The organism is Novipirellula artificiosorum (genome assembly GCF_007860135.1).
GTDB lineage: Bacteria > Planctomycetota > Planctomycetia > Pirellulales > Pirellulaceae > Novipirellula_A > Novipirellula_A artificiosorum.
Genome location: NZ_SJPV01000012.1, coordinates 264,403 through 287,128, shown reverse-complemented (window position 1 = coordinate 287,128; position 22,726 = coordinate 264,403). Strand labels below are relative to the sequence as shown.

Sequence of the window (22,726 nt, the reverse complement as noted above, 5' to 3'; positions counted from 1 at the left end):
GCGGCTTCATCGATCGACCAAAGAACGATCCTGGGACGCAAACGCTTTGGGTTGGAATCCAGAGATCCTACGACCTGTCCAACGCATGGAACGCTTTTGGGCCAGGTGCAAAAAATTTTTCAAGCGTATAACTTATGTGGTACAACGAGCCCGCTCGGGAGGGGTCGAGCGAAGCGAGGGGGAGGGTTCACGGTTTGGGCTTTCGCTGTTCTTGATCCGTATGAATCCGTTGGCAATCTAACACGCTCGAGATTCCGCCCTGACGTTTCTTGAATTCGTATTTCAATCCAGAATGTTTGGCGATGACGATTGCCGCCGATTCAACCTCGCCGATTCAACCTCGCCGATTCAACCTCGCCGAGCACTTCTTCGTTCGTAAAACGGATGATGTCGCATCCTCTTTTGATCACATACCTTTCTCGTTGTTGGTCGTCGTGGTACACACCGTCGATTTCAACGGCGAACTTTTTGACATGGCAGGCGAAGTCGAGGATGTAGGGAGGCTCGGGATGTTGGCGACGCACTTTCAAACCGCGTACTTGTTTCGCATGCGGCACACTCCAGAACGAAACCTTAGATTCCGTTTGCCGCTTGCGAAGTTCGCGGGCGTCTTCGATGGGTTTCGTTTGGTCATGTTTGGTTCGTGTGTGGGTAGACACGCATTGTGTTCAGCCCTCCCCCTCGCTGGGCTCAATTCCCATTGCTGGCAACCCGCGATCGCTCAGTAATACAATCGACGTCCTCTGGGAGGGGTTGGCTGGGGTGACCCTACCCGCGAGGCCGTGAATAGAGTTCCGCAGGCGGTTGTTTGTGCAACCGGCATCAGAGCTGGGACTTGCGGTCTTCCGGTGGCAGCGTTTGGAGCCAAATGCCAAATTCACACGGGTTGTCCGTTTGGACTTGCTTGACGGTCCATTCGCTCTTCTTGGTCTTGATGGCCTCGCGAAGTCGAAACTTCCACTATGCGTGCGCGGCGATGGCCTTCACGATGATATCGGGATCATGCATGCGCTGACTTCTTCTGGTGTAACTCCAGTACCAACGGAAAACGAGGCCGCGTGGTAGAATTCTGAATTGGATGCGGTCTTATAAACTCATTGGCAATCAACGGTGTCCGGTCAAATATCTCAGCCGAACATTAGACACCGGCAAAAACGGACTTTCAAGCAATAGGCATCCACCGATCTCGGACGAACCGGTTGGATTTCCGCTGCGCAGCGTCATCGTGTTGCAAGGCTTTTTCGACATCGCCGATCCAGTTGCCCTCGATCTCAACCCCAAAATCGTGCCGCCGTTGATGACGCGGCTTCGGTTTTCATCTGCCAAAGTATTGGTTCGAGCTTTTTGACCCCACGCCGCAACCACTGGATTATAGAATCGGTTAAGGGTAGGGTGAACTCCGCCCACCGAACAAGATCGGCAACGAATGGGTGGAAGATGCCCACCCTGCTTTTACGACAATGAGACCTGCAATGAAATTGACTTGGACCGCCGTGACCGCGTTGCTGTTCGTTGGGGGGGTTCCCGCCGCGGCTAAGGACCAGCCCAACGTCGTGCTCTTTGTCGTTGATGACATGGGCTGGATGGATAGCTCCGCTTATGGGTCGCAGTACTACGAGACCCCGAACATGGAACGATTGGCGACGCAGTCGATGCGATTCACGGATGCCTACGCCGTGCCGCTGTGCTCGCCAACGCGGTGCTCAATTCTCTCGGGGCAGCACTCAGCGCGTCATGGCATTACGTCCGCCAGTGGCCATCAACCGCCCGCGGCACCAAACGCTTCGCCCTATCCCGAGAAGGCTTCACCAGCCGCGCAGTTCATCTTCGCAAACAGCAAGAACTTCATTGATCCGGCGATCGTGACCTTGGCGGAGGTGTTGCGAGACGCAGACTATCGAACGGGGCACTTTGGTAAATGGCACCTCGGTCTGATGCCGGCGAATCGACCGGATCAGAACGGTTTCGAAACGACTTGGGGATGCGCGCCCGATCCAGGGCCGCCGAGCTATTTTTCACCCTATGGGGTCGTAACCGAAGGACGCCCGACCGGTCAGCATCACGTGGGCAACATCACCGATGGACCCGATGGGGAATACATCACGGATCGCCTGACCGATGAGGCGTTGAAGTTCATCGAAGTACATCGGGACGAGCCGTTCTTCCTGAACCTCTGGCAGTATGGCGTGCACGGACCTTGGGGGCACAAGGAAGAATACACGGCCGCATTCGCAAAAAAGACCGATCCGCGGGGTGAGCAGCGGAATCCGATCATGGCGTCGATGCTCAAGAGTGTGGATGAAAGCCTTGGCCGCGTGATGGCCAAGCTGGACGAATTGGGACTGACCGAGAACACGCTGTTCGTATTCTATTCGGACAATGGCGGCAATGTGCACAGCAATCGTGAGGACGACCGCAAGATCGCCAACCTAGGTGTGAATCACCCGAAGATGGCCGCGATTCGGGAGTGGCGAAAGTGGGCCGGAGGTGAAGGCCCCACTAACAATGCACCCTTGCGCGAAGGCAAGGCGCGCATCTACGAGGGTGGTCAACGTGTGCCGTTGATGGTGCGTTGGCCGGGCAAGATCAAACCGGGCACGACCGATAACACCGTTGTCGGAGCCATTGACCTCTATCCCACCGTGCTCGATGCGCTGAACGTCGAGTTGCCAGCCAATCACATTGTTGACGGACTGTCGTTTCTACCGGTTCTCGAGCGGACCGGCCGTCTCAATCGTGAGGCCTACTTCACTTGGTTTCCTCACATCATCCCAGCGGTGTCGGTGCGGAAAGGTGAATGGAAACTGATCCGACGCTTCGAACCGCATCGAGATTACCCCGAGGTGCGCGAGCTTTACAACCTGACGAAGGATATCAGCGAGACGAACAACCTGGCCGAGACCATGCCGGACAGGGTGAAGGCACTTGACGCGTTGATCGACGAGTTCATCGCAGACACAGGTGCCTTGGTGCCTAAACCCAATCCGGCGTATAGGCCGCAGGTGGCCATGGCGGCTCGGTCCCATGATGCCGGTCTCGTGCCGAAAATGTGTTCGGTCGAGGTCAAGAACGGAGCCTTGGTCGTGACGATGGAGCCGGGTAAACGGAACCCTTTCCTCGGCACGGCTCAAATCAAAACGGGGATCCCGTTGACTCTGCACCTTCGGGCTCGGAGTCAGACGGGAGGTGCAGGGATGGTGCAGTGGAAGTTGGCGGCTCAGGAGAATTTTCCTGCTCAGGGGCAGACGGTGGAATTCGATCTTCCTGCTGGATCGGAGTGGCAGGAGCTGCGGATCGATTTGCCGATTGAGAAAACGACACAAATCGTTCGTCTGTATCTTCCTCTCGAAAAGGGGCCGGTGGAGATCCAATCCATCGACTACCTTGATGCGAACACGAAGAAGTCGGTCAAACGCTGGGAATTCCAGTAATCGAGGCGAGACGTTGCAAACGCTCAGCAGCGATGGCAAAGCGGGAAGTGCTGGCCTAACCGAACAGTGCCCCGAAGACGCCGAAAGTGTCGATTAGATAATGCATCGCACGTCTATTTGATGTCGTCTTGGGCACGGCGAAAGAATGCCAAAATGCTGCATATTTGTTCGTGTCAGGGCAACAGACGGGCGACGCATCGAGTGGATTCCGGGTGTGTAGAGTCTTACTTCCCGTAGGCGCGATATCCACTAGCAAAGCCACGTTTTGGCGTCACAATGGTGCTCAAGAACTCGGTTTGCGCCCCATCCGTAGCTCAGGCGCCAGCCTGAAATTTGGCCTTGGAGCTGAATAGGCTGCTAGCCCGCAAAAAAAGCTTTCTTCTCATTCAACCAAGCAATAACATGCCGAAAAACCCTAGGGCAGGCTGCCAACCTGCAATCATCATTCTTTTTTTGTGCAGGCTAGCAGCCTGCACGACCTTGATGGTCTCCCCCGCTGCCGCGCGTGACATCGACTCACGCCAAGGCGACTGGACGGTCAGTGGGGAGGAAGTCGTACGCGACAAACACATCCGACTCGACGGCAGTTTGATCCTTCCTGCAAACGCCAAGCTCACGCTGGAGAATTGCACGTTCGAAATCGTCGGTGACTATTCACGCCATCACAGTGTCAAGTGGGAAGGCGGCACGCTGGTAACAAACAAATGCGAGATCGGCGGTTTCGTAAACAAAGGTGGTACGGCGATCCACACAGTCTTTCGTCTTTACCAAGGTCTTTGGGAAGCGACCGACACGACAGTATCGTATTCCTACGGCATCAGTTTCCACTGGGAAAAAGGCAAAGGCGTCCTTCGAGGCACGCGATTGAAAGCCGGTCCGCGACCCGATGCCATCATCTTGTCGGGTGAAGCAGACGTGACGTTGACCGATTCGGACTTCCCGATTGGCTTGGGTGTTTACTGTGACAAAGGCGGCAGCACGAAGTTGAATTTGGTGCCGGGTGATTCGATCACAGCCCAGTACAATCGGGACAATTTGCTTCCCGGCGTCAATTGGCGATTGAACATGACCGACACACGCGTCCAGCGTTGGTTTCTTTTCCTCCGCCGCATTGGTGGCTGGCAACCGCCCGCCGAAGTCACGTTGACCGCGTCGCGAGACACGATCGTATCGCTGTTTCCGCACAACTTGAAAGGCGAAATCACGCTGACGAACGATCTCGCAACGCCGCTTGTGATGGGTAACTTGACATTAAAGCGGAACAACGGCGAACCTGTCGGCATTTCGATGTACGCCATGTACTTTTCTGGCGAAGAAACCGACGCAACGATCAAGGGCCGTACCCATATCTGTGAGTGGATGCAAAGTGCCGGAACGGTTCGCGTTGAAGGCATCGACAAGCCACAAGACATGACCTTCGGCTGCACAACGCTCGAGCTGTCGGGCGATGCGAAGCTGATTGCCAACCGTGTTCACTTCGGACGTCCGATGACTTGGCAACCGGAGAACAACCTCGGCGAAGCGAATGTGAAAGAGAATGCGACTCTACAGGCCAAAAACATCTCGGTAAACAAGGTGCGTTTTCGCGCCGAGGGCGACGCGACGGTTTACATTGATGGACTCAAAAAACTTGGGGATTTGTTCGTTAGTGAGGAAGGCGGCAGAGTCGAGATTGTTGAAGCGTCGTCGAATACGCTGCCAGCCGACTTAACGCACGTGATGCCAGCCCGTGATGACAAAAATGCTTCAGGCCGGAAGCCTAAGATCAGGAAGCCGAAAGTCTGGATCATCAGCGACATGAGTGACAAGCGTTTAGGTGGCGATGAGAAAGAAGGCAGCGTCAATGATCCCGATGACATATCTGCGATGGCGGGTTACCTGTTGATGGCTAACGAATTTGAAACACTGGGAATCGTTGTCGCCAGCACTCACCGCAACGAGCATCGCGAGTCGCCGGACCAAGCCGTCTGGGCCAGCAACTACTTTGGTAACGCTTACGAAGCCGAAGTGTTGGCGCTGAACAAAGAGATCGGTGGATTTCCCAAGGCGATCTCATTCAAGCAGTCTTGCATCAAAGAGTCGGCCGAGCGTTTCAACAGCGAACGCACCTACGCTTCTTTGGATCGCTATGACACCGTCGCAGACTTGCTCGCGACAGCCGAGACGATCGCGGATGATGATGTCTTGAATGTATTGTGCTGGGGTTCGCTAACCGAGCCCGCGATTCTGGTGCATCATTGTTTGGCGACCAGCAAACAAGACATTCTTAAGCGTGTTCGCTTCATCGCCCACTGGACGAACTCGCCACTCCATCAGGGATCGAAAGAACACCCCGAAAACGTCGCCAATTGCCGCGAAGACTCGGCCGCTTGCAGCTATTTAAAACGCGTGGCAGCCGACGACAAAATCCGCTTCTACGAATGCGGCGCTATCGGCCAACACGGTATCGTTAGCGGAGCCCCAAAGGGCCGCGAGTATTACGATCAGTTCCGCACCAGCAGGCTGGGCACGATCTTCGTGGACGGCAAGTTCGCCTACGATGGTGTCGACCATTCCGATTCAGCAACCTATTGGACATTGCTGGGAACCTATGGTGTCAGCTTGGACGACATTCGGCCAGATGGAGTCAACACGGCCGAAATCGAGAAAGAGAACGAGCAGAAATTCCGCAACCATTCCCGCCGCATTCACAACGAGTTGCTACGTCGCTCGGGAGTCGTGCAGGCTGCCAGCCTGCAACCAACCGGTGCATGCGATCGACATCTTCCCCACACTGACTAAGATTGCAGGCATCGACAAATCACAGTACGCGGCCATCGATGGTATCAGCCTCCTGCCTGTCCTAGCCGACGGCATGGCTCTGGATCGGGATCGCATGTTCTGCCATTTTCCCCGATCCCAGACTCTTGCAGGCACAGTCGGCGGCTCGTTTATTCGTGAAGGCGATTACAAGCTCATCCGACTCTGGTACGGCGGAGAGGAAGGCAAGCACGCTTACGAACTGTACGACTTGAGTAACGACATCGGCGAGCAAACTAACTTGGTGCAGTCATTGCCGGATAAGGTCGACGCCATGAGCCAAGCACTCGATCAATGGCATCCGCAATGAGAGAAAAGGAAATTGACTCCATGAAGACTGCAGCATTCCAGGTTGCATTGCGCACGATCCACGGTTCGGTCGGGGCGGATAGTTTCAGTGCCACCTTTCCAAGTTTGCCAACGCTCGGTCGGCCTGATCGCTGGCACGTATGTTTCCGAAAAAATCCAGACGACGTATTTGGAGAGCCGGGGAGAATGGGAGATTGATACCAAGCTCTGTGCCTCGCCAGCGGGATTTTCGCATGGGGCAGCGTTCCCCACCGCAGTGCAAAAATCTGGCCCGGCGGCTAGAATGTGTGTCTGATCTCTAGAAGAATCAGACACCACGCAGTATTTAAGTCGCTATCAGCCGCGTGGACTATTCATTGAAAACCCTATTGGAAGAGCTCATGCCTCATCCGCATCAACACCCCCACGCTGCCTTTGCACCCGAGCCGGGCTACCGATACACCAAGAGTCCGCGCCGTGTGTATTGGGAGCTGACGCGGGCTTGCGGGCTTGCCTGCAAGCACTGCCGGGCAGAGGCAATCAAAGAGCGCCTTCCGGACGAGCTTACCAAGGACGAAGCCTTCACCGTGCTGCGTGCCCTGGCTGAGGCCAAGCCGATGCCGGTGGTGGTGCTGACCGGAGGCGATCCGCTGGAGCGTCCCGATTTCTTCGAAATCATGGACTATGCGAAGTCTTTGAAGCTTCACGTTGACGTGGCGCCGAGCGTGACACCGAAGCTGACCCGCGAGGCCGTGTTTCAGCTGAAGGAGCACGGCGTGGGCGCCATGTCGCTCAGTCTCGACGGCTCCGACGCAACACGCCACGACGATCTACGTGGTATTCCTGGCTGCTTCGATCGGACGCTGGAGGCAGCCGAGCATATCGCCGAGGCGAAGATCCCCATGCAGGTCAACACGCTGGTCACGGCGGATACGCTCAGCGACATGCCCGCGATTCACGAGCGCGTCGGCCAAATGAAACCCAAACGCTGGAGCCTGTTTTTCTTGGTGACCACGGGGCGCGGTGAGTTGCTCCGACAAATCGAGCCCGAACAGGCCGAGGAATTGTTCCAGTGGCTGATCGAGATGGGTCAAAAGTCGAACTTTATGATCGCGACCACGGAAGCGCCCCAGTACCGCCGCGTGCTTGCGAAGCGGCAGGGCGGCGCCGGTCCGCCACGTGTGCCCGGCGCGGGGATGCGAGATGGCAACGGCATCATGTTCATTTCCTACCGAGGCGACATCATGCCCTCTGGCTTTTTGCCGCTCAGTGCAGGATCGGTCCGCGAGAGCGACCCGCTCACCATCTATCGAGACTCGGAACTGTTCACCAGTCTGCGCGACACATCGGCCTTCGGCGGCCGCTGTGGTGCCTGTGACTTGAAGGACTTGTGTGGTGGCTCACGCGGACGCGCCTACGCGGCGACCGGCGATCCACTGGCCGAAGATCCGCTCTGTATGTACCAGCCGCCAGCGTGAGACACACTCGAAGCCAAGACCAAGCGTTCGACCACAACCTGAACGGACTGAACGCGTTTGCTTGTCGTGCTTGTATTTGCAACGTTTCCGCTCCAAATTGGCGCTGCCCAGCTAATTGAGTTTGAAAAAATCCACGAGTTTTTCAACCTCACGCGTCTCCTTTGCATTGTCTTTAGTGATTCGATAAGTCCCACCCCACAAATTGCGATTCTCAAGAACTTTCGCGTATATCTCTACCATTTCTTCATACCCCATTATCTTTCCAGCCTCATCGAGGTTGACCCATTTCACTCCCGTGCAATCTTCGGGAGTTTTGATCTCTCCTGACGTATATCGAACTGTATAGTAATGATAAACGATAGGTTGATCGCTCTTGTTATAGAAGACACTAAAAAGTCCGCGCAAACGTATTTCCGTCGCCTTGACATTTGCCGTCATAGCAAGTTTCCTCACATAATCTTCCATGTTCAAACTGCTATTGTATCCACCTCCGATGGGTTCCCAAACACTCCTATATTCTACAAGAAGAACTTCGTTTTTCTCATTGAGAACATATAGTTTAAAATAGTTGCGATTGGGACTTATTGAATCTTGCGCAACAACTTCACAAGAGAATATCAGTAGAGACAACGTAACAAATCTAAGTATTTTCACAAAACCATTCATAGTTCACTCCCAACAGTGAATCGTCATACAACTACTCGATTGCATAGATCCAATCGGTATCGAAATGAGCATACACCTTGTTTCCGTAAATGGCTGGGACACCTTCCAGCATCACGCCACCCGTGAATATCCGCCAGATTACGGAGCCGTCGTCTGGGTCAAGGCAGACCATAAAGGGATCGGCTGAGGATACATTAATGAGTTTGCCATCGGTGATGACCGGGGCTGTCAGTCCGCCCCCGCCTCTATAACGCCATAGTTCGGCTGATCCTTGCGCCACGTCGTCGAAAGCAATGACCGTAGCATTAATCGGGAACGCGCGACCGCCATCAAAGTAGGTGCCGAATATCTTATTATCATGGGCTGCGACCGTGCCATTCTGACCATATCCTTTGGGAGCCGTCCATTCCCATTCTATCGTTCCGGTTTCACGATTCAGTGCAGCGAGAATGTTGCCTGTCTTTTGTACGTAGACATGATTGCCCCAGAGAACAGGAGCCGCAGAGTCGGGGAGTCCTCCGTTCAGATTGCCATTGTTCGTCTGGGTCCGCCATACCATTTCCCCTGTTTCCTGGTCAAAGGCGAAGTAATAGCCCGACCAGGAACCGGTATAGACCTTGTTGGCATCCGCAACAGGAACGGGATAAATTCCCGGAGGCCAGCCATGCCCCCTCTTGTTCATATTCCGCCAGTTCTCTTTCCCGGTATCTTTTGCTGTGTCGAATGACCAGATCATTTTTCCGCTTGCTGCATCGGCCCCGTACATCATTCCGTGCATATTCCCGAAAAACAACTTCCCTGCGTTATACTGTGCTCCTACCCAGACATTGCCGTATTCCTCCGTCTTCCATATTTGGTTGCCTGTGTCTTTATCGAGGGCGTAATACACCCCCTTCCCACCGTAAACGCCAAAAACCACCATGTTTTCTACCACGGTTACGGCTGCTCCAAGTTTGCCACCGGTCTCAAACCTCCAGATCTCCCTTCCGGTTTCTGCATTCAACGCGTGAACAAATTGATCCTTTCCCCCACAGTAAACAATCCCGTCGGCGACTGTCAGCGATGGTGGTCCTCCCTCCAATTTGATCCGATAGAAATTGCCATCGACCCAGGCACCATCAACGATCCCATGTTTCCAGTTCAGGAAAAAGGTGTCGGGAAAGACGGAATACAGGATCATATCTTTTCCGGCGGCCAATATTCCCTTATCACTTCCCGCCAGGTCCGTGGTGAATCCATGTTCGTTCACTTTCACTTTTCTTATTTCTTTGGCCTGGCTACCACCGTCACGCAAACCATATAGATATCCGTCTAATGTGGCAACATAAACCAAATCCCCTAGTACCAGCGGTTTTGAACGTATCCAATCGCTTACCTTATGCTTCCAAAGAAGACGACCTTTAACAGCATCGAGGCAATACACCATTGACCCGGCTCCACCGACGTAAAGCCGATCTCCGGATTCAGCAGGGGCGGAGTAATACTGGTATGCCGCTTCTGTTTTCTCATCCGTCTCGTACGACCACAGTACATTTCCGTCTCTTCTATCGAGAGCAAATAGTTCACCCTTGCTGTTGCCTGCATATAGCCTTTCGGAATAGACTGTGGGCTCCCCCCTGAGTTCTGTCCCGAGATTCTGTTCCCAGAGGATTTTCCCATCTTCGAACAGAGCAATTCTGTCGCCATAGTTCTTGGCCTTCACCTTCTGTTCTCCGGATGAACTGGCATCGATTTGGGTTCGTTTGGCATCAATCCTTTCTCCAGTCAACTCGTCGAAACAGTAGTTAAGCGTCGAAATGGTTACCCTGCCGTCACGGAGTATGGGCGGCGACGGGGGAACCTGGTTTAGTTTGGGGAAACGCCACGCTAGCTTTCCATTTGAAGGGCCTATATCAGGTGAATACCCAGTTTGGGCCCCATCCACACCATGGTAGAAGGGCCAGTTGGTACGCCTCAGCCCGCTTTCGCTTTGAGCATCCTGGTCAACTACATCTGCAGCACCTGTCACCTCAGCGATAAGAACCGGGTTTGCGAACAGGTGTTCCAGGATCGCAAAACCCCGATCGATTGCCTGGATCATTTGCGGGGTACTTTCCCCACTCGACAGCAGTGTCCAGGAGCTTGTGTCGAAAACGCGCATATCATATCCCTGTCTCCATAATAGACGCCACCAACGGCGAAGGGCTGCATGACGGGAGCGGACATTGGATTCGGTCGTTGCGGAGGACCGCACTTCTTGCCGGATCTGGTCAAGGTCGGAAATGCCGCAACTTTCCTCATCGCGATAGATAGCTTTGATGCATAAATCTCTTGCGGGAATCAGAACACTCGTTTTCGAGGAATAGACATCACGCACATATCCACCACCACCACTCCACGTCATGAACTCCCTGCCTTCGGGGGTATTATTCAGAATCAAGGGTACTTCTTTTCCCTGAGGATAGGTTCCCGTTCCATCTGCTCCGTGTATCGTGAGTTCAGCTCCGTGTACCGTAAGTTCATATTTGACACCCGCACCGTAGGCAGAGATCAGGGCGATGCATGCCTGTGCAAGAATTGATTTCAGAAGATTTTTCATGGCTGGTGTTATCGCGAGATCCATATTTGTGATTGAACGTGTAAGCCTATTGAGAGTCCACAAAGTTCTCGTAAACTTCGGCCAGGGGGTCATTCGATGATTTCATCCATTCAAGGAGCCCCTTCCTTGCAGCAATCAATAAACGTGAATACTCTGGATTCCCGGCAAGATTATGCCAGCTTCCTGGATCGGAAGACCAGTCATACAGCTCTTCAGGTGCCCGAAGTAAATAGAGCTCATACCGCTCTTTCATGGACACACTTTCCGCTGAGGCCATTTTCATGGCATTCATGGATGCATCGGGATAGGGAACGATCACCCCGAGTGGACCTGTCTCCAATCCGTTTTCCTGGTAGCACTTATTGTAGATGTACCCATACTGTCCGCTGTAGTAACATCTTATCTCCTTATCGCGGGAATAGGTGCCACGCGTGTGATGATCAGGGCGGGGTTGCCAACCTTGTGCCTCGAGGGTCCTAATTAGATCGGGATTGTCTCTATATTTTCTACCCAAACCGTAATTGATGTCCTGATTTCTCAAAAAGACAATGGCCTTGCGCCAGGTTTCAGGAGGGTGACTCTCAAGGATAGGGACCAGAGATTTTCCGTCCAGGTTAGCGGGGACAGGCAGACCCGCCAATTCCAGCACGGTAGGGGTAAGGTCTACTAGGGAGACCAGATGGTCACTGTCCACAGCCGGGGTCGGAATACGTTCTGGCCAACGGAATATCAGGGGCGTGTGATTACTTTCCATGTAGGCGTCGAATTTGCCGAAAGGCAATGGCATTCCGTGATCAGAGGTAAAAATTACCAGGGTTGAAGAAGCCTTCTGCTTCTCCTCAAGAACCTTCAGGCATTCCCCCACAGCGTCATCAAGCCGCCGCACGGAAGAGGCATATCTTGCAAGGTCAGTCCGTATGCCAGGAAGATCAGACAGGGAGGGTGGTATGCTTACCTCTTCCGATCCATAAATCCTAGAAGGTTTCACTTCATTTGGGCGTGAACCTTTGGGGTCTCCGTAAAAGGGGCGATGCGGATCACCTGAATTGACGACCATGAAAAAAGGCTTTTCCTGATCCCCGGCGAGTTCAATGACTTTACGCAATGCACCTGCTAGCGATTTTGGATCCCTTCCGTTATTCCTGGATCCTGATCTCTGGGCTTCGAATGCCCAGCTGAACGATTCCTCCGGCTGCATATGCCCCGTCTTGTGTATATTCCCGGTAAAGTAACCGGAAGCTCCCAGAAGGGAGGGCAGGGCAGGGATTCCCTCTTTCATCGGAAAGAAACCGGCCGAACCGTAGTTGTGGGGATATCGTCCGGAAAGCATGGACTGACGCGAAGGTTGACAAACCGCAACGGTCGCGAAAGCCCTCTCAAAAGAAAAACCTTCACTTGCCAGGCGGTCGATGTTCGGGCTTACCCCGGGAGCTACGCCTCCCGCAAAACCCGGACTGCTGTAACTCATATCATCCGCTGTGATCAACAAGATATTGGGTCGAGCTGCTTCTCCCCTAGCACAACTCGATACCAGCATGACAGGAAGAACGAATAACAGCGTTAGCGTGGAAAACTTGCTTAGTTTCATAGTATTTATTTCTATTCAAGCGTTCTTCTTTACAACTCGTTTCAAGCGAGCAGCTTTCGCTTCGGCTATTCGATGGCATAGAAATATCCTCCACCACTAAGCACATAGGCTCTGCCCCGATAGAGCGCAGGTGTGGATTCTTCAAGTCCGTTTGCCATCCTGACTCGGAACAAACAGTCGGTTGATCCATTTTCATTCCCTTTTTCATGATAGGCACTAAAAAACGGGTTGCCGCGTGCTCCGGAGTAGACGTAACCGTTGCTTCCAACAACAGGAGCCGTAATTCCTGACGCCCCGGCCAGAGACCAATTCCTGTTTCCGGTTTTCGCATCCAATGCCACCATTTCGCCTGACCACATCGAAACAAATACCTGCCCATCGTGGTATGCTGGGGTACCATTGCTGCTACCTTCCAAAACAGGTCTCCAGAGCAATTCGGTCGTTTCATCGTCGATGCAAGTCATGCCAGCACCGGGTAAAATGAGTTTGCCGTCGAATCCTATGGTTACACCTGAATCGGAACCACCGCCTGCGTATTTCCAAGCCAGCTTTCCGGTTCGCTTTTCAAACTTATACAGGAATGTATCCCAGCCTCCGAAATACACGTAATCCCCCATCACCATGGGCTCGCTGCATACTGATTTATCCGTACGATAACGCCAGATGATGTTGCCACTATTGCCGTCCAGACAATTGACATAACCATCTATACCCGGAATGAATACCAATCCGTCACCGGCTGCTGCGGATCCCCACACCCAGCCAACATTCTGTTTCCAGATCAGCTTGCCTGTTTTGGCATCCAAACAATAAAAATCATCTTCACCACCCTGCTGACCGACATAAATTTTGTTGTCGTCGTAAACGGGTGCTCCCGATATCGCGGCTCCTATTTCATATTTCCAAATTTCTTCGCCGGTCTCAGCATCGAGGGAATAGATAAACCGTGAAGGGGTTCCAATGAATATCTGCCCATCGACCGCAATCGCTTTGGACTGGTAGTACGTACCGCCGGCTACCCGATCGGTGTATACCCTGTAACCATCTTCTTGATAAAATGATTTGAGTACACTGAATCGCCACAGGACATCACCCTTATCGGTGTCGACACAGTAGCTATAAAGATCGGAATCGTTTAATAGTAGTTTGTTGTCTGACAGTGCAAGATCTGCATAAATCCAATGCTCTCCAATACGTTTTTTCCACACTTCTTTTGGCTGCCTCCCACTGTAATCGACATTATAAATCTCGCCGTTCATGGAGGCAAAATAGACATGGGTGTCCGTTGCCACCGGGCAGGCACGAATCCAGTCGCTGGATGCATGCTCAAATACAACTTTGCCGCTGGAAGCATCTAGACAATACAGATTTTTGTCGGCTGAACCGATAAACACATAATTGCCCGTTACCCGTGGAGTGGAGAAATGGCGAAATGCCTCGGGAACGGGCTTTTCAACCGTATATTTCCAGATGAGCTTCCCAGTTATTTTGTTGAGGCTGTATACGGATCCATCATTTGCGCCGAAGTAGACTTGTTTTGCATCCACGGCCATCTTTCGGTTCACCGCCCCACCTGCTTTGAACCTCCAGGTCACTTCCTGGTCCCTGGCCATGACAGACCGACTACTCGGCTGGTCCGCTTCAGATGCATCAAAGCGATAGACATATCCGTCATTGACTCCGATATAAACCATATTGTCTTGGAGTAGCGGCTCCGCAAAAGTTTGGCCAACGTGGATATCCCTAATCAGCTCTCCTGTTTTAGTATCCTTACAAATGATATGACTGAATGCTTGTACGTCAGGCGGAGTTTGTTCGAGTTCATGGATAGCAAAGGGATAAACCATATACTTTTCATTGGCAGCAAGAGGGGCATACCCAACTCGATAATCAACATGCCCGGCATGGACTTCTTTGTCCACTTGCCCCGTTGTTTTGTTGATATAGACAACTTCTTTGGCGGGTCCAGCGTTACCTCGACTGCCAAGTTCACGAAGCAGTATATGATCCTTGAGTAGGATTGGCGATGAAGCAGTGGCCGGATTACTGTATACACTGCCCGGCAACGGTGTCTTCTTCGCAGAATCGACAACTTTCCCGGTGTTTATATCGAGGGTAAATAGCATGTTTCGCACCCCCGGAGACGTTAGGTAAACTTTATCTCCTTCGACAACAGGTTTTGATTCCCACGCGAGACCAACAGGGAAATCCCAAGCGATTCGACCATAGACAGGCCCCTCGGTTCCATTATTGCCTACATGCGTCAATGTTCCTTGATATTGCGACCATGGTGTTTCGGTTTTAACGGGCGGCTTTACGCTCTTTGGATCCGACATGAATGGAGTCAGTTTCTTTGAGGAATTGATTCCTATCTCCTCTTGGATTGATTCAAGAACGCGATAGCCTTCATCAATCATATTTCCGTACCTGGCGATTAACTTCTTACGCTCCTTTTCGTTCGGAATGGATGCAATACGTTCTGTCTGAAGGTTTACCGGGCTGAACCTTCCTCCGGTGACAGCGCCTTGATGCCCCAGGGCCGCTGCCCATAACCTTGCCATGGTTCCACGATAGACGTAGTTGCTTTCGTCCGTGGGATGCGTCTTTATTTCTTGGCGTATCCGGTCGATTTCATCATCCCCACTGCTATGGTTCAAGACAACACCGTCCAGCAGATTGTCTCCGGCGAATGCAAATCCATTCAATTGCAGGAATAGCAGCAATGTCAGGAATGTACTGCGAACGAGTTGGTAGAATAGGTTTTGTGTTGTTACGCACATACTTATCTTCTTAAATTGGCTTTTTGTAACACCCATGTGCCACCCGTGAGCGATGTTCATGCAACAGTGCTTCGCGGTGTAACGTTGTTTGTTTATTTGCTTTATCACTGTTTTTTCTTGACGTACTTTTTACTGATAACGTCCTGCGTTTCCTTTCTAACACCAGCTGGTCGACCATCTCGCTGGGAACCTTTCCCATTGTTCAGCGTGCTGTTCCAATCCAGATAGTGGGTTCGTGCCAACAACTGCGGTTGGTAATGCTTGTCTAAGACTGCGGCATAGGCTTCCCAGTGAGACTCGGCTTCTTTGATATGGGCAATCGATTCTTCGTGCAGCTGTTTGTATTGGTTGTCGAAATTCGATTCTCGGAAGACCCAGTATTTGGCTGCGCAACGCTGTTTGTCGGCATAGTACCGACCGAGCAGCGCCATGCTTTCGATGTCCCACAGAAGGTCACGCAGTTCAACATTTTCGCCTGCTTCGGACACTAGTTTCGGGAGCGTCTTGTCAACCTCATCGGCCCAGCGATCAAGATTGTCGGCCACCTGAATAGGCGTCAGCAGGTCATCGCCGAAATCGTTTTGTTTGCCGTTCATGTATGCCTTGCCCCAATCCGGTATGGAGATGCATGGTTTCTCCCCGGCAGGCGGCGGATTCCTCAGCTTCTGCGGCAGACGTTTCAGCACCCGTTGCCCTTCACCGTAGTAGTAACTGGGGATCGTCAGAAAACCGGTACTCGTATTGTCCCCCGCTATGCACCCTTCCGGGGCCAGCGCAAAGTCCGTCCCTTCATACACCGCTCGGTTGAGCTGCGGGACAACTTCGGAGATCGTCTGCCACGTATCATGAAGCAGCTTGGCACGTTGTGAATCCAATCCGAAACGGTGCTTCAGGGTAGCCGCCCAATAGTCATCGCCCAGTTCGTTGTTGTAGGCCATCTCGCCCCACATTCGGAAGTTGTACCAATGCTTGTCGAGCTCCAACTGATCCTGTAACTGCGGTACGGTGGAGTAGAAGACCTTACCCCAGACATACCCGTCTGAACCCATCATGAAACCGGGGCTGTGTTCGAGCGGCATGTTCCGGATGAACTCACGAACATAGTCCGGGTTGCCCCAGCGATGCATGAACAAGTCATCATTGCGAATATTCAACCAGATCTGGTAACCTTGTCCGAGCCAGCCGGCTTTGAGGGCACGCTTTTCCCACTCCTGCGGTCTTCTTGAGGAATGAATGCGTCCCACGACATACTTCACGCTAACGTCGACCGGACCACCTTGATATTTGGACGTGAACTGTTCCTCGACATCCTTCATCTCGGTGCTGTGGTTGCGCCAAATAAAGCGGATCTTGCGGTCCGGCTGTTCTTTTATCGCGTCCATCACACCGAGCCCGTAGGTCTTGTAGATGTAGGCCTCGGTGGAGTCATCGCCTTTCAAAGTTTCATCATCACACTCGCCAGCAGCAACGCCGATGGCCGTGATCGACGGATAATTTAAGACGAGTTCTTTGACCGCCGTGCGAAGGTACTTAATGGTATTCGGGTTCGTCTGGTCAGCCTCAATACCGTACTTGCCCTTGGCACCATGCATGTGGACGTTCCAGTGGAATAGGGTAACTTGAATCCCACGATCACCGGCATGTTTGAAGACTTTCCTCCAGTGAGCAATTTTCTCGTCAATGGTCATCTTTCTAACCAATTCGATGGTCCCGTCTTCGGGAGAGGCTTTCCCATCTCCATTTGTATCGAGGCAGCCGTCGTGCCACTGATGATCCTTCATCATGAAAATTTTCGTGAAATACCGGCCCTTTGACTCGTGGTCGAGAACCCCATCCTTCGCCTTGTAGACATCCTCCTCGGCACAGTCTGGATACTCAGGAAGCTTCACCATGTGCGGATACGGATGACTGGTCCATAGGCTAAGCGTGTTGTACCGATAGCGTGCCAGAGAGTCGATGTAGGGCTTCCAGAAGCCTTCAAAATCCCACATGTTCGCAATATTCTCTTGTGCCGCATCTCCCGAATCGTCATAGGAAGGGCTGCGTGCATCGAGCGGGATATTGAACTTGATCCCGCGCTTCGCCACGAATGGCTTGCGATCTACGCTGGCAATCGGCAAACCCAGTTTCAAGAATTCGGCCACTTCAATTCCGCCATACATCGTTCCTGTCGTATCCGAACCGATCACTTCGATACGGTTCGGTTCAGCCACTCGAATCTCAAATGCTTCCGGCGAAGTGCTGTCGGACTTGACGGTCAAGGTAACCATCAGATCTTTCCGCTGCGTCTCAACCAGTGCTTGTTCGATCTCCTGGGCCGCAAACTTTAACTGCGGAATCTCCCCATCATATTCGACCGAAGCCGAGAGGATTCTTGGCAAGGACACAACAAGCAGCAGGACTAGTCCGCGAAGTAAGCATGGCATAAATCTGATATCTTTTTCGTGTTTTCTCGTCTAAAATGGCCGTTACAATATTCAAGTCTGAATGGGTTTGTCGCTTTCTTAAGCAATCAGAGGAGTGAGTCTCTTCTTCTTGAAGAGATTCTTTTTTGAGGCATTTGTAATTCCTTTTAGGGAGTGAAGTTGTCGCCCAGGTTGCTCTCCATTGGAACTTTTTGCATATTCTTAGTTGCCGCTCTCCGGCGATCTATTAACTCAAGGTTGGCAGTTCGAAGCCGTTCGCGTATTGGCGGGTGAGAAGTTTGTTGGCTTCTTCGAGACTCTCAAAACAGTGCAGGCCGTTGAAGAGTGCGGCATCGAGTCGTTGCTCTGCAGCGAACTCAATCAACTCAGTGGCTTTCCATTTTTTCCACCGCATGGATCGCATGGAGTGTCCGTCAAGTCCGAGTGAAATTCGTTTGCATGTAGTGTCGTTCATACAGAATGCCGATGTTTGCGAAACGGCGGTAACAGCACCCACGGCTGCTGCAATGAATTGACGACGCTGCATCGAGTTAGCTCCGCGCAAGGTTTAGGTGTGCGAAGGTGAGTTGTCTCCTGTTGTCTCTCCCGATGAATCGAAAGTTGGACATGGAAACCTATCTTTTTCGCATAATTCGGCCGAATCAAGCGGAGTTCGATCTTTTTGCGATTTCCTTGTCCAATTGGAGTCGCTACGGGAGAGTGTTTCTGGACTCCGAATGACCTGGATTGCGCCTGTCGCAACTTCCTTTGTACGGAACATTCAAATCCCCCCCAAGTTGCAGAGATGCTGCAAAACTGGACAGCACCAACTTAGTGAGCGGCAAGAAAACGACGTGTTTTCCCAGCGTGATGTTCGTTAGTTGACGCCGTCCAGCTAATCACCGCAGCTCGAAATATAGCAAACGAAAAGGTTGAATGAATTCCATGAAAATGATGAACAAGATGAAGGATCTCTGGAAAGACCGACGCAGATTTCTGAAGACGTCGCTCGCATGGCCAATGGTTGTGATGGCAGCAATGGTGCCGCTCTTGAGCAGTTCCCTATGTTCTGCGCAACAATGTACGATCGATTGGACTGCTCAATACGACCCCAGGAATTCCAATCAAGACCGAGATGAAACCAACGGACCTGTCCCAATCGTCGACGCTGATGACGTTATCGGATACACAGCCGACGGCAACAGAGTCGATGAAGATGACATCGCCGCTACTCCTCTGGCGTTGGCCATCTTTGCCAAACGAGGTTGGAAGAATCAACTGGTTCACTTCAGCTACAACAGTTGCCCCATGAACGGAAGTGAGCCGAAACCCACCGAACACAAGGCGAGCGTTGAGGGCGCTGTCACTGAATTTGGGTACGACACCACCGTCACCCAGTTCTTTGATTGCCAAGTTGATAGCCAGTGGAATGCTGCCGTGGCCAACGCCGTGGTGGTGATCAAGAGCACTGGGAACGGAAAGAAATTCTACTGGCTCCAGGCGGGACCGCATGAGCTCGCATACCGCGCTCTCGAACAGGTGAAGAAGGAAGCCCCCGAGAAGTTGCAGAACGTTGTTCTGGTGTCCCATTCTGGAGTCAACAATGTGTCGACTCACCCGATTCGTGGCTCCCTGGGTGGCGGATGCGGGCACACTCTCCGAGACTGCTTGGCTCTTGACGATAGCATCGGCTACTTCTACACGTCGCTCCAGGGTGGGAACACGAATTTCGGATCGAAGAAAGCGAATAACTGGGCCGCCGTCGCATGGATGAACACGATCGACTGCGATGCCTGGAATTTTGTTGAAAAGCGATTCAGGAAGGCGCAAGAAATGTACGATAAGCCAGGGCTCGACGCATCCGATGCTGGCATGGCCTACACCTTGGCCACGCGCGACCCAGACGGCAATTTTGTCACGATGACGAAATGGGTCGATGGTTGGTGCCCCGAAGGCACGGGCCGTAGTGAACCGACGGGCTCGACGACTTCGCCAGCGAACCGGTGATGTTGTTTGTGGTTGCGGTGAAAGCTGATGATGACAGCGGCATCGATAGAGTCATCTATCGAGACAAAGTGTATGTCCTGGCTGGCGATGGCTATGTGCATGCAATTAAGTAGGGATTACATTTTCAAAACATATTTTTCAGTGAATCGTCTTATGCAAGCTGCTGTAAATGAGGGTCTTCAGTGGAAAACCCGAGGGAAGGGCGAAGCCTGGTGGTTGCTCTTTCTTCTCCTGGTTTCACCTGGTGTCTGTTGCGGAAACGGGCTGCTGGAAGGGAAATCGCTGCAGGCGGATTTAGATGCGGGCAAGGACATTTCCTTGCGCCCCGGGCAGGTGGTTGAGTTGCAGGAAGCTTTGAAGTTTCGCGTGGCGGGTCAGCGGATTGAAACAGTTGGAGTGAAGACGGCCTCGAACTATGCAAGAATCACGCATGTGGATGGGGGTCACGGAACACTGATTGATGCCAGCGGGATCGCCGGCGCAACTTTGTCGAAACTGGTCCTGGACGGGAATCGACCGGGCTTCCACCCCCCGGAAGGACTTGCAGCGCAGGAACCCATGCTTTCTTTCGGAGGCGAAGGGGCCGTGGGCCAGCAAGTCCTCAACTGCATTGTCATCGGAAGTCGATGCGCCGGGGGATGGGCGGCGATCCATATCCAGGAAGGCGGGCAGGGAATTGTCGTTGCAGACAATCTCGTCTTTTCCTCAGGTGTGGACTTCCGCGGAAACGGTCGCTCCCAAGGCGAGAAGCCGCATGGAATGGCCGATGGTATTTCGACCGCCAGTCGTGATACGTCCATCTTGAATAATCTGATTTACGACGCAACTGATGAAGGCATCATGGTGCAAGGCGCGCCGGGGACGCAGGTCAGAGGGAATGTGGTCGTTGCGATTTCGCGAGAAATGCTGGGAGGCATCGCGCTGATTGATCCATTCCGTTTTCACGCGATGGACGCGGAGAATAAGGTTTTTGATTACCGGAACGGACCATCGGGAGCAGTCATTTGCAGGAAGATTTTGTGCCCATGAAGAACAGCCTGGATCGGGTTTTGCGAAACAACCGGTCTCCCGTGGATCCACTTGGATATCGCGATGCTGCGTATCCGGAAGAGGAAGCACGTGCGGTTGTCCGGTTAGCCTTTGTTGAAATGATGGGACGGGATCCTGAATTAGATGAGAGTGAACATTGGATCGGTTGGCTTCGAGAAACCCGGTCAAATGGGGATACGCTCCGACGCTGCCTGATGACAACCTCTGAGTTCATTGGGCGTCACGGCTATGTGAACCCTCTGCATTTTCACACTTGGAGGAATTCGCGTTGGCTGAAAAATATTTTAGCAACCTGTTCGGAGGCTCAATCCCAAGGTATTGATTGGCCAAATGCGCGGCAGTGGAACGAGGAATTAATTCGGGCGTTGAAGAACGAGCACGACGTGCAAACGGTCGCCGAATTGCCAAACCAATAAGCCAATGGGACATCAAACTGAGGTAGACATGATTGCACGGAGCCGGTTCGCACTCACCGCACTCGCGGGTTACTTCATCGCGGTGACCTGTGCATTGACGGGCCACGCTAGCGAAGAAACGGTTGCTGTCGCGAAAGTGGTTAACGGCATGGGGATTCCGATCGTTGTTCACCAACCAACATCGGGCCAAGGCCCCTATCCTGTCGTCTTTCATGTTCACGGTGGGGGATGGAATGGTGGAACATCCACCGAAGTGCCGCCCGCAACTGTTGGGCAGGAAGCGAGGATCCTCTGCGACCGCTTGGGTATCGTCTTCGTTGGTTTGGCTTACCGATGCAAGGAGCAAGGCGGAACCTATCCGTTGGCGATGAGTGATCTGCAAGATTCCGTCGCCTGGTTTCGGCAACGAGCCGAGGCGTTCAACGCCGATCTCTCGCGGTTCGGCTTCAGCGGCGGATCGGCAGGTGCGCCGCTTTCCGCGATGATGGCCCAGCAGACGCCGCAATGCAGAAGCTATCTGGGATGCTGGGGAATCTACGATTTCACGAATAGTGAGGAGTCGCTGTTTCCGGACGAAGAAGCTCGCCGGCGATATGGCCTTGCCAGTGACGACGAGGCGTTTGAAGCGTCGGCATTTCACCATTTACGCCGTCCGCCGCCTGCCACTCTGCTGCTGCATGGTGGCCTCGACATCCTGACTCACCCCTCGCAGAGCCTCAGATTCCGCGAGCAAATCGAAGCAGAGGGCGGCAGCGGTCAGGCCATTATTTTCTCGGAAATGAACCACAACTTCATGAGCCCGAATAACCCCGATGCGTTCAAAAAGAGTGTTCTTGCTATATCACGTTTCTATCAAGAGCAATTCGACCTCGCTTTCGATGAATACGCTCAGTTCGAAAGAGACCTGGACGACATGCTGGATGGATACTTCCCTGCCGACTCGGTTGACGAGCAGGCATTACTTGGCATCTGGGAAGGTAAGTTCGAAAGCCTGGTGCTCTCTGAGGAGGGGCGAGCAGAGATCATCAATAGGCAAAGGAGGAGGATTCCGGCTGCTTACAGCACGGAGACCGCGACGATTGAGGTTACTTCAAACGATGAAAGCCGGACGTTCCATTTGAGACGCGACGGGCGCGCGATCTATGAGATCTTGCAGGACGAACGTAGGGCAGGAATGAAAGTGCTCTATTCGAAACGGAAATAGCAGCCAGGTCGCAGCGTCCAAAGTGGTCCCGGCGGT

At 52.8% G+C, this 22,726-nt stretch carries 15 protein-coding genes; 8 read left to right on the top strand and 7 right to left on the bottom strand.

The window, feature by feature from the left end; translation table 11 throughout:
* Positions 1 to 320: 320 nt before the first annotated feature.
* Positions 321 to 659 carry an endonuclease domain-containing protein gene (locus Poly41_RS26615; RefSeq protein ID WP_146530394.1) on the bottom strand — a complete coding sequence of 113 codons (339 nt, stop codon included), beginning with the start codon at positions 657 to 659 and terminating at the stop codon, positions 321 to 323.
* Between the two features lie 813 nt (positions 660 to 1,472).
* On the opposite strand from Poly41_RS26615, the gene Poly41_RS26610 reads away from it, so the two are divergent.
* The 4 genes from Poly41_RS26610 (at position 1,473) to Poly41_RS26595 (ending at position 7,996) form a co-directional block, all read left to right on the top strand.
* A complete protein-coding gene (locus Poly41_RS26610; protein WP_146530393.1) occupies positions 1,473 to 3,431 on the top strand; it encodes a sulfatase in 1,959 nt (652 codons plus the stop codon).
* Between the two features lie 483 nt (positions 3,432 to 3,914).
* On the top strand, positions 3,915 to 6,212 hold the full coding sequence (locus Poly41_RS34405; RefSeq protein ID WP_197231657.1) for a nucleoside hydrolase-like domain-containing protein: 2,298 nt from the start codon (positions 3,915 to 3,917) through the stop codon (positions 6,210 to 6,212).
* On the top strand, positions 6,178 to 6,540 hold the full coding sequence (locus tag Poly41_RS26600; protein ID WP_146530392.1) for a sulfatase/phosphatase domain-containing protein: 363 nt from the start codon (positions 6,178 to 6,180) through the stop codon (positions 6,538 to 6,540). Before Poly41_RS34405 ends, Poly41_RS26600 begins: the two co-directional genes overlap by 35 nt.
* A gap of 379 nt (positions 6,541 to 6,919) precedes the next feature.
* Entirely contained in the window at positions 6,920 to 7,996 is a 1,077-nt protein-coding gene (locus Poly41_RS26595) for a radical SAM protein (protein ID WP_146530391.1), read from the top strand.
* A gap of 111 nt (positions 7,997 to 8,107) precedes the next feature.
* Here Poly41_RS26595 and Poly41_RS26590 read toward each other — a convergent pair whose 3' ends face one another.
* From Poly41_RS26590 to Poly41_RS26565, 6 genes are all read right to left on the bottom strand, one after another.
* A complete protein-coding gene (locus Poly41_RS26590; protein WP_146530390.1) occupies positions 8,108 to 8,662 on the bottom strand; it encodes an NUDIX hydrolase in 555 nt (184 codons plus the stop codon).
* 31 nt (positions 8,663 to 8,693) lie between these two features.
* A complete protein-coding gene (locus Poly41_RS26585; protein ID WP_197231656.1) occupies positions 8,694 to 11,240 on the bottom strand; it encodes an outer membrane protein assembly factor BamB family protein in 2,547 nt (848 codons plus the stop codon).
* 46 nt (positions 11,241 to 11,286) lie between these two features.
* A complete protein-coding gene (locus tag Poly41_RS26580) occupies positions 11,287 to 12,828 on the bottom strand; it encodes a sulfatase family protein (RefSeq protein WP_146530388.1) in 1,542 nt (513 codons plus the stop codon).
* Positions 12,829 to 12,893: 65 nt separating this feature from the next.
* Positions 12,894 to 15,668, bottom strand: a complete 2,775-nt coding sequence (locus Poly41_RS26575; protein WP_146530387.1) for an outer membrane protein assembly factor BamB family protein — start codon at positions 15,666 to 15,668, stop codon at positions 12,894 to 12,896.
* 44 nt (positions 15,669 to 15,712) lie between these two features.
* Entirely contained in the window at positions 15,713 to 18,034 is a 2,322-nt protein-coding gene (locus Poly41_RS26570) for a hypothetical protein (protein ID WP_146530386.1), read from the bottom strand.
* A 226-nt stretch (positions 18,035 to 18,260) separates the two neighbouring features.
* The gene (locus Poly41_RS26565; protein WP_146530385.1) at positions 18,261 to 18,560 is read right to left on the bottom strand and encodes a hypothetical protein; all 300 of its coding nucleotides are present in this window, start codon (positions 18,558 to 18,560) and stop codon (positions 18,261 to 18,263) included.
* Positions 18,561 to 18,949: 389 nt separating this feature from the next.
* Between Poly41_RS26565 and Poly41_RS26560 the strand changes: the two genes are divergently transcribed.
* From Poly41_RS26560 to Poly41_RS26545, 4 genes are all read left to right on the top strand, one after another.
* Positions 18,950 to 20,020, top strand: coding sequence for a hypothetical protein (locus Poly41_RS26560; protein WP_146530384.1), 1,071 nt, complete (start codon positions 18,950 to 18,952; stop codon positions 20,018 to 20,020).
* Between the two features lie 72 nt (positions 20,021 to 20,092).
* Positions 20,093 to 21,049, top strand: coding sequence for a right-handed parallel beta-helix repeat-containing protein (locus Poly41_RS26555; RefSeq protein WP_197231655.1), 957 nt, complete (start codon positions 20,093 to 20,095; stop codon positions 21,047 to 21,049).
* Positions 21,046 to 21,486 (top strand): hypothetical protein, encoded by a 441-nt coding sequence (locus tag Poly41_RS26550; protein WP_146530382.1) that lies wholly within the window; start codon positions 21,046 to 21,048, stop codon positions 21,484 to 21,486. Before Poly41_RS26555 ends, Poly41_RS26550 begins: the two co-directional genes overlap by 4 nt.
* Before the next feature lie 4 nt (positions 21,487 to 21,490).
* Complete coding sequence (locus tag Poly41_RS26545; RefSeq protein WP_146530381.1) at positions 21,491 to 22,690, top strand: alpha/beta hydrolase; 1,200 nt, start codon at positions 21,491 to 21,493, stop codon at positions 22,688 to 22,690.
* Positions 22,691 to 22,726: the final 36 nt, after the last annotated feature.

Coding starts and splice junctions, on each gene's coding strand:
- Poly41_RS26610 (WP_146530393.1), top strand. CDS start 1,473: ATGAAATTGACTTGGACCGCCGTGACCGCGTTGCTGTTCGTTGGGGGG.
- Poly41_RS34405 (WP_197231657.1), top strand. CDS start 3,915: ATGGTCTCCCCCGCTGCCGCGCGTGACATCGACTCACGCCAAGGCGAC.
- Poly41_RS26595 (WP_146530391.1), top strand. CDS start 6,920: ATGCCTCATCCGCATCAACACCCCCACGCTGCCTTTGCACCCGAGCCG.
- Poly41_RS26590 (WP_146530390.1), bottom strand. CDS start 8,662: ATGAATGGTTTTGTGAAAATACTTAGATTTGTTACGTTGTCTCTACTG.
- Poly41_RS26585 (WP_197231656.1), bottom strand. CDS start 11,240: ATGAAAAATCTTCTGAAATCAATTCTTGCACAGGCATGCATCGCCCTG.
- Poly41_RS26580 (WP_146530388.1), bottom strand. CDS start 12,828: ATGAAACTAAGCAAGTTTTCCACGCTAACGCTGTTATTCGTTCTTCCT.
- Poly41_RS26575 (WP_146530387.1), bottom strand. CDS start 15,668: ATGAACATCGCTCACGGGTGGCACATGGGTGTTACAAAAAGCCAATTT.
- Poly41_RS26570 (WP_146530386.1), bottom strand. CDS start 18,034: ATGCCATGCTTACTTCGCGGACTAGTCCTGCTGCTTGTTGTGTCCTTG.
- Poly41_RS26565 (WP_146530385.1), bottom strand. CDS start 18,560: ATGCAGCGTCGTCAATTCATTGCAGCAGCCGTGGGTGCTGTTACCGCC.
- Poly41_RS26560 (WP_146530384.1), top strand. CDS start 18,950: ATGAATTCCATGAAAATGATGAACAAGATGAAGGATCTCTGGAAAGAC.
- Poly41_RS26555 (WP_197231655.1), top strand. CDS start 20,093: ATGTCCTGGCTGGCGATGGCTATGTGCATGCAATTAAGTAGGGATTAC.
- Poly41_RS26550 (WP_146530382.1), top strand. CDS start 21,046: ATGAAGAACAGCCTGGATCGGGTTTTGCGAAACAACCGGTCTCCCGTG.
- Poly41_RS26545 (WP_146530381.1), top strand. CDS start 21,491: ATGGGACATCAAACTGAGGTAGACATGATTGCACGGAGCCGGTTCGCA.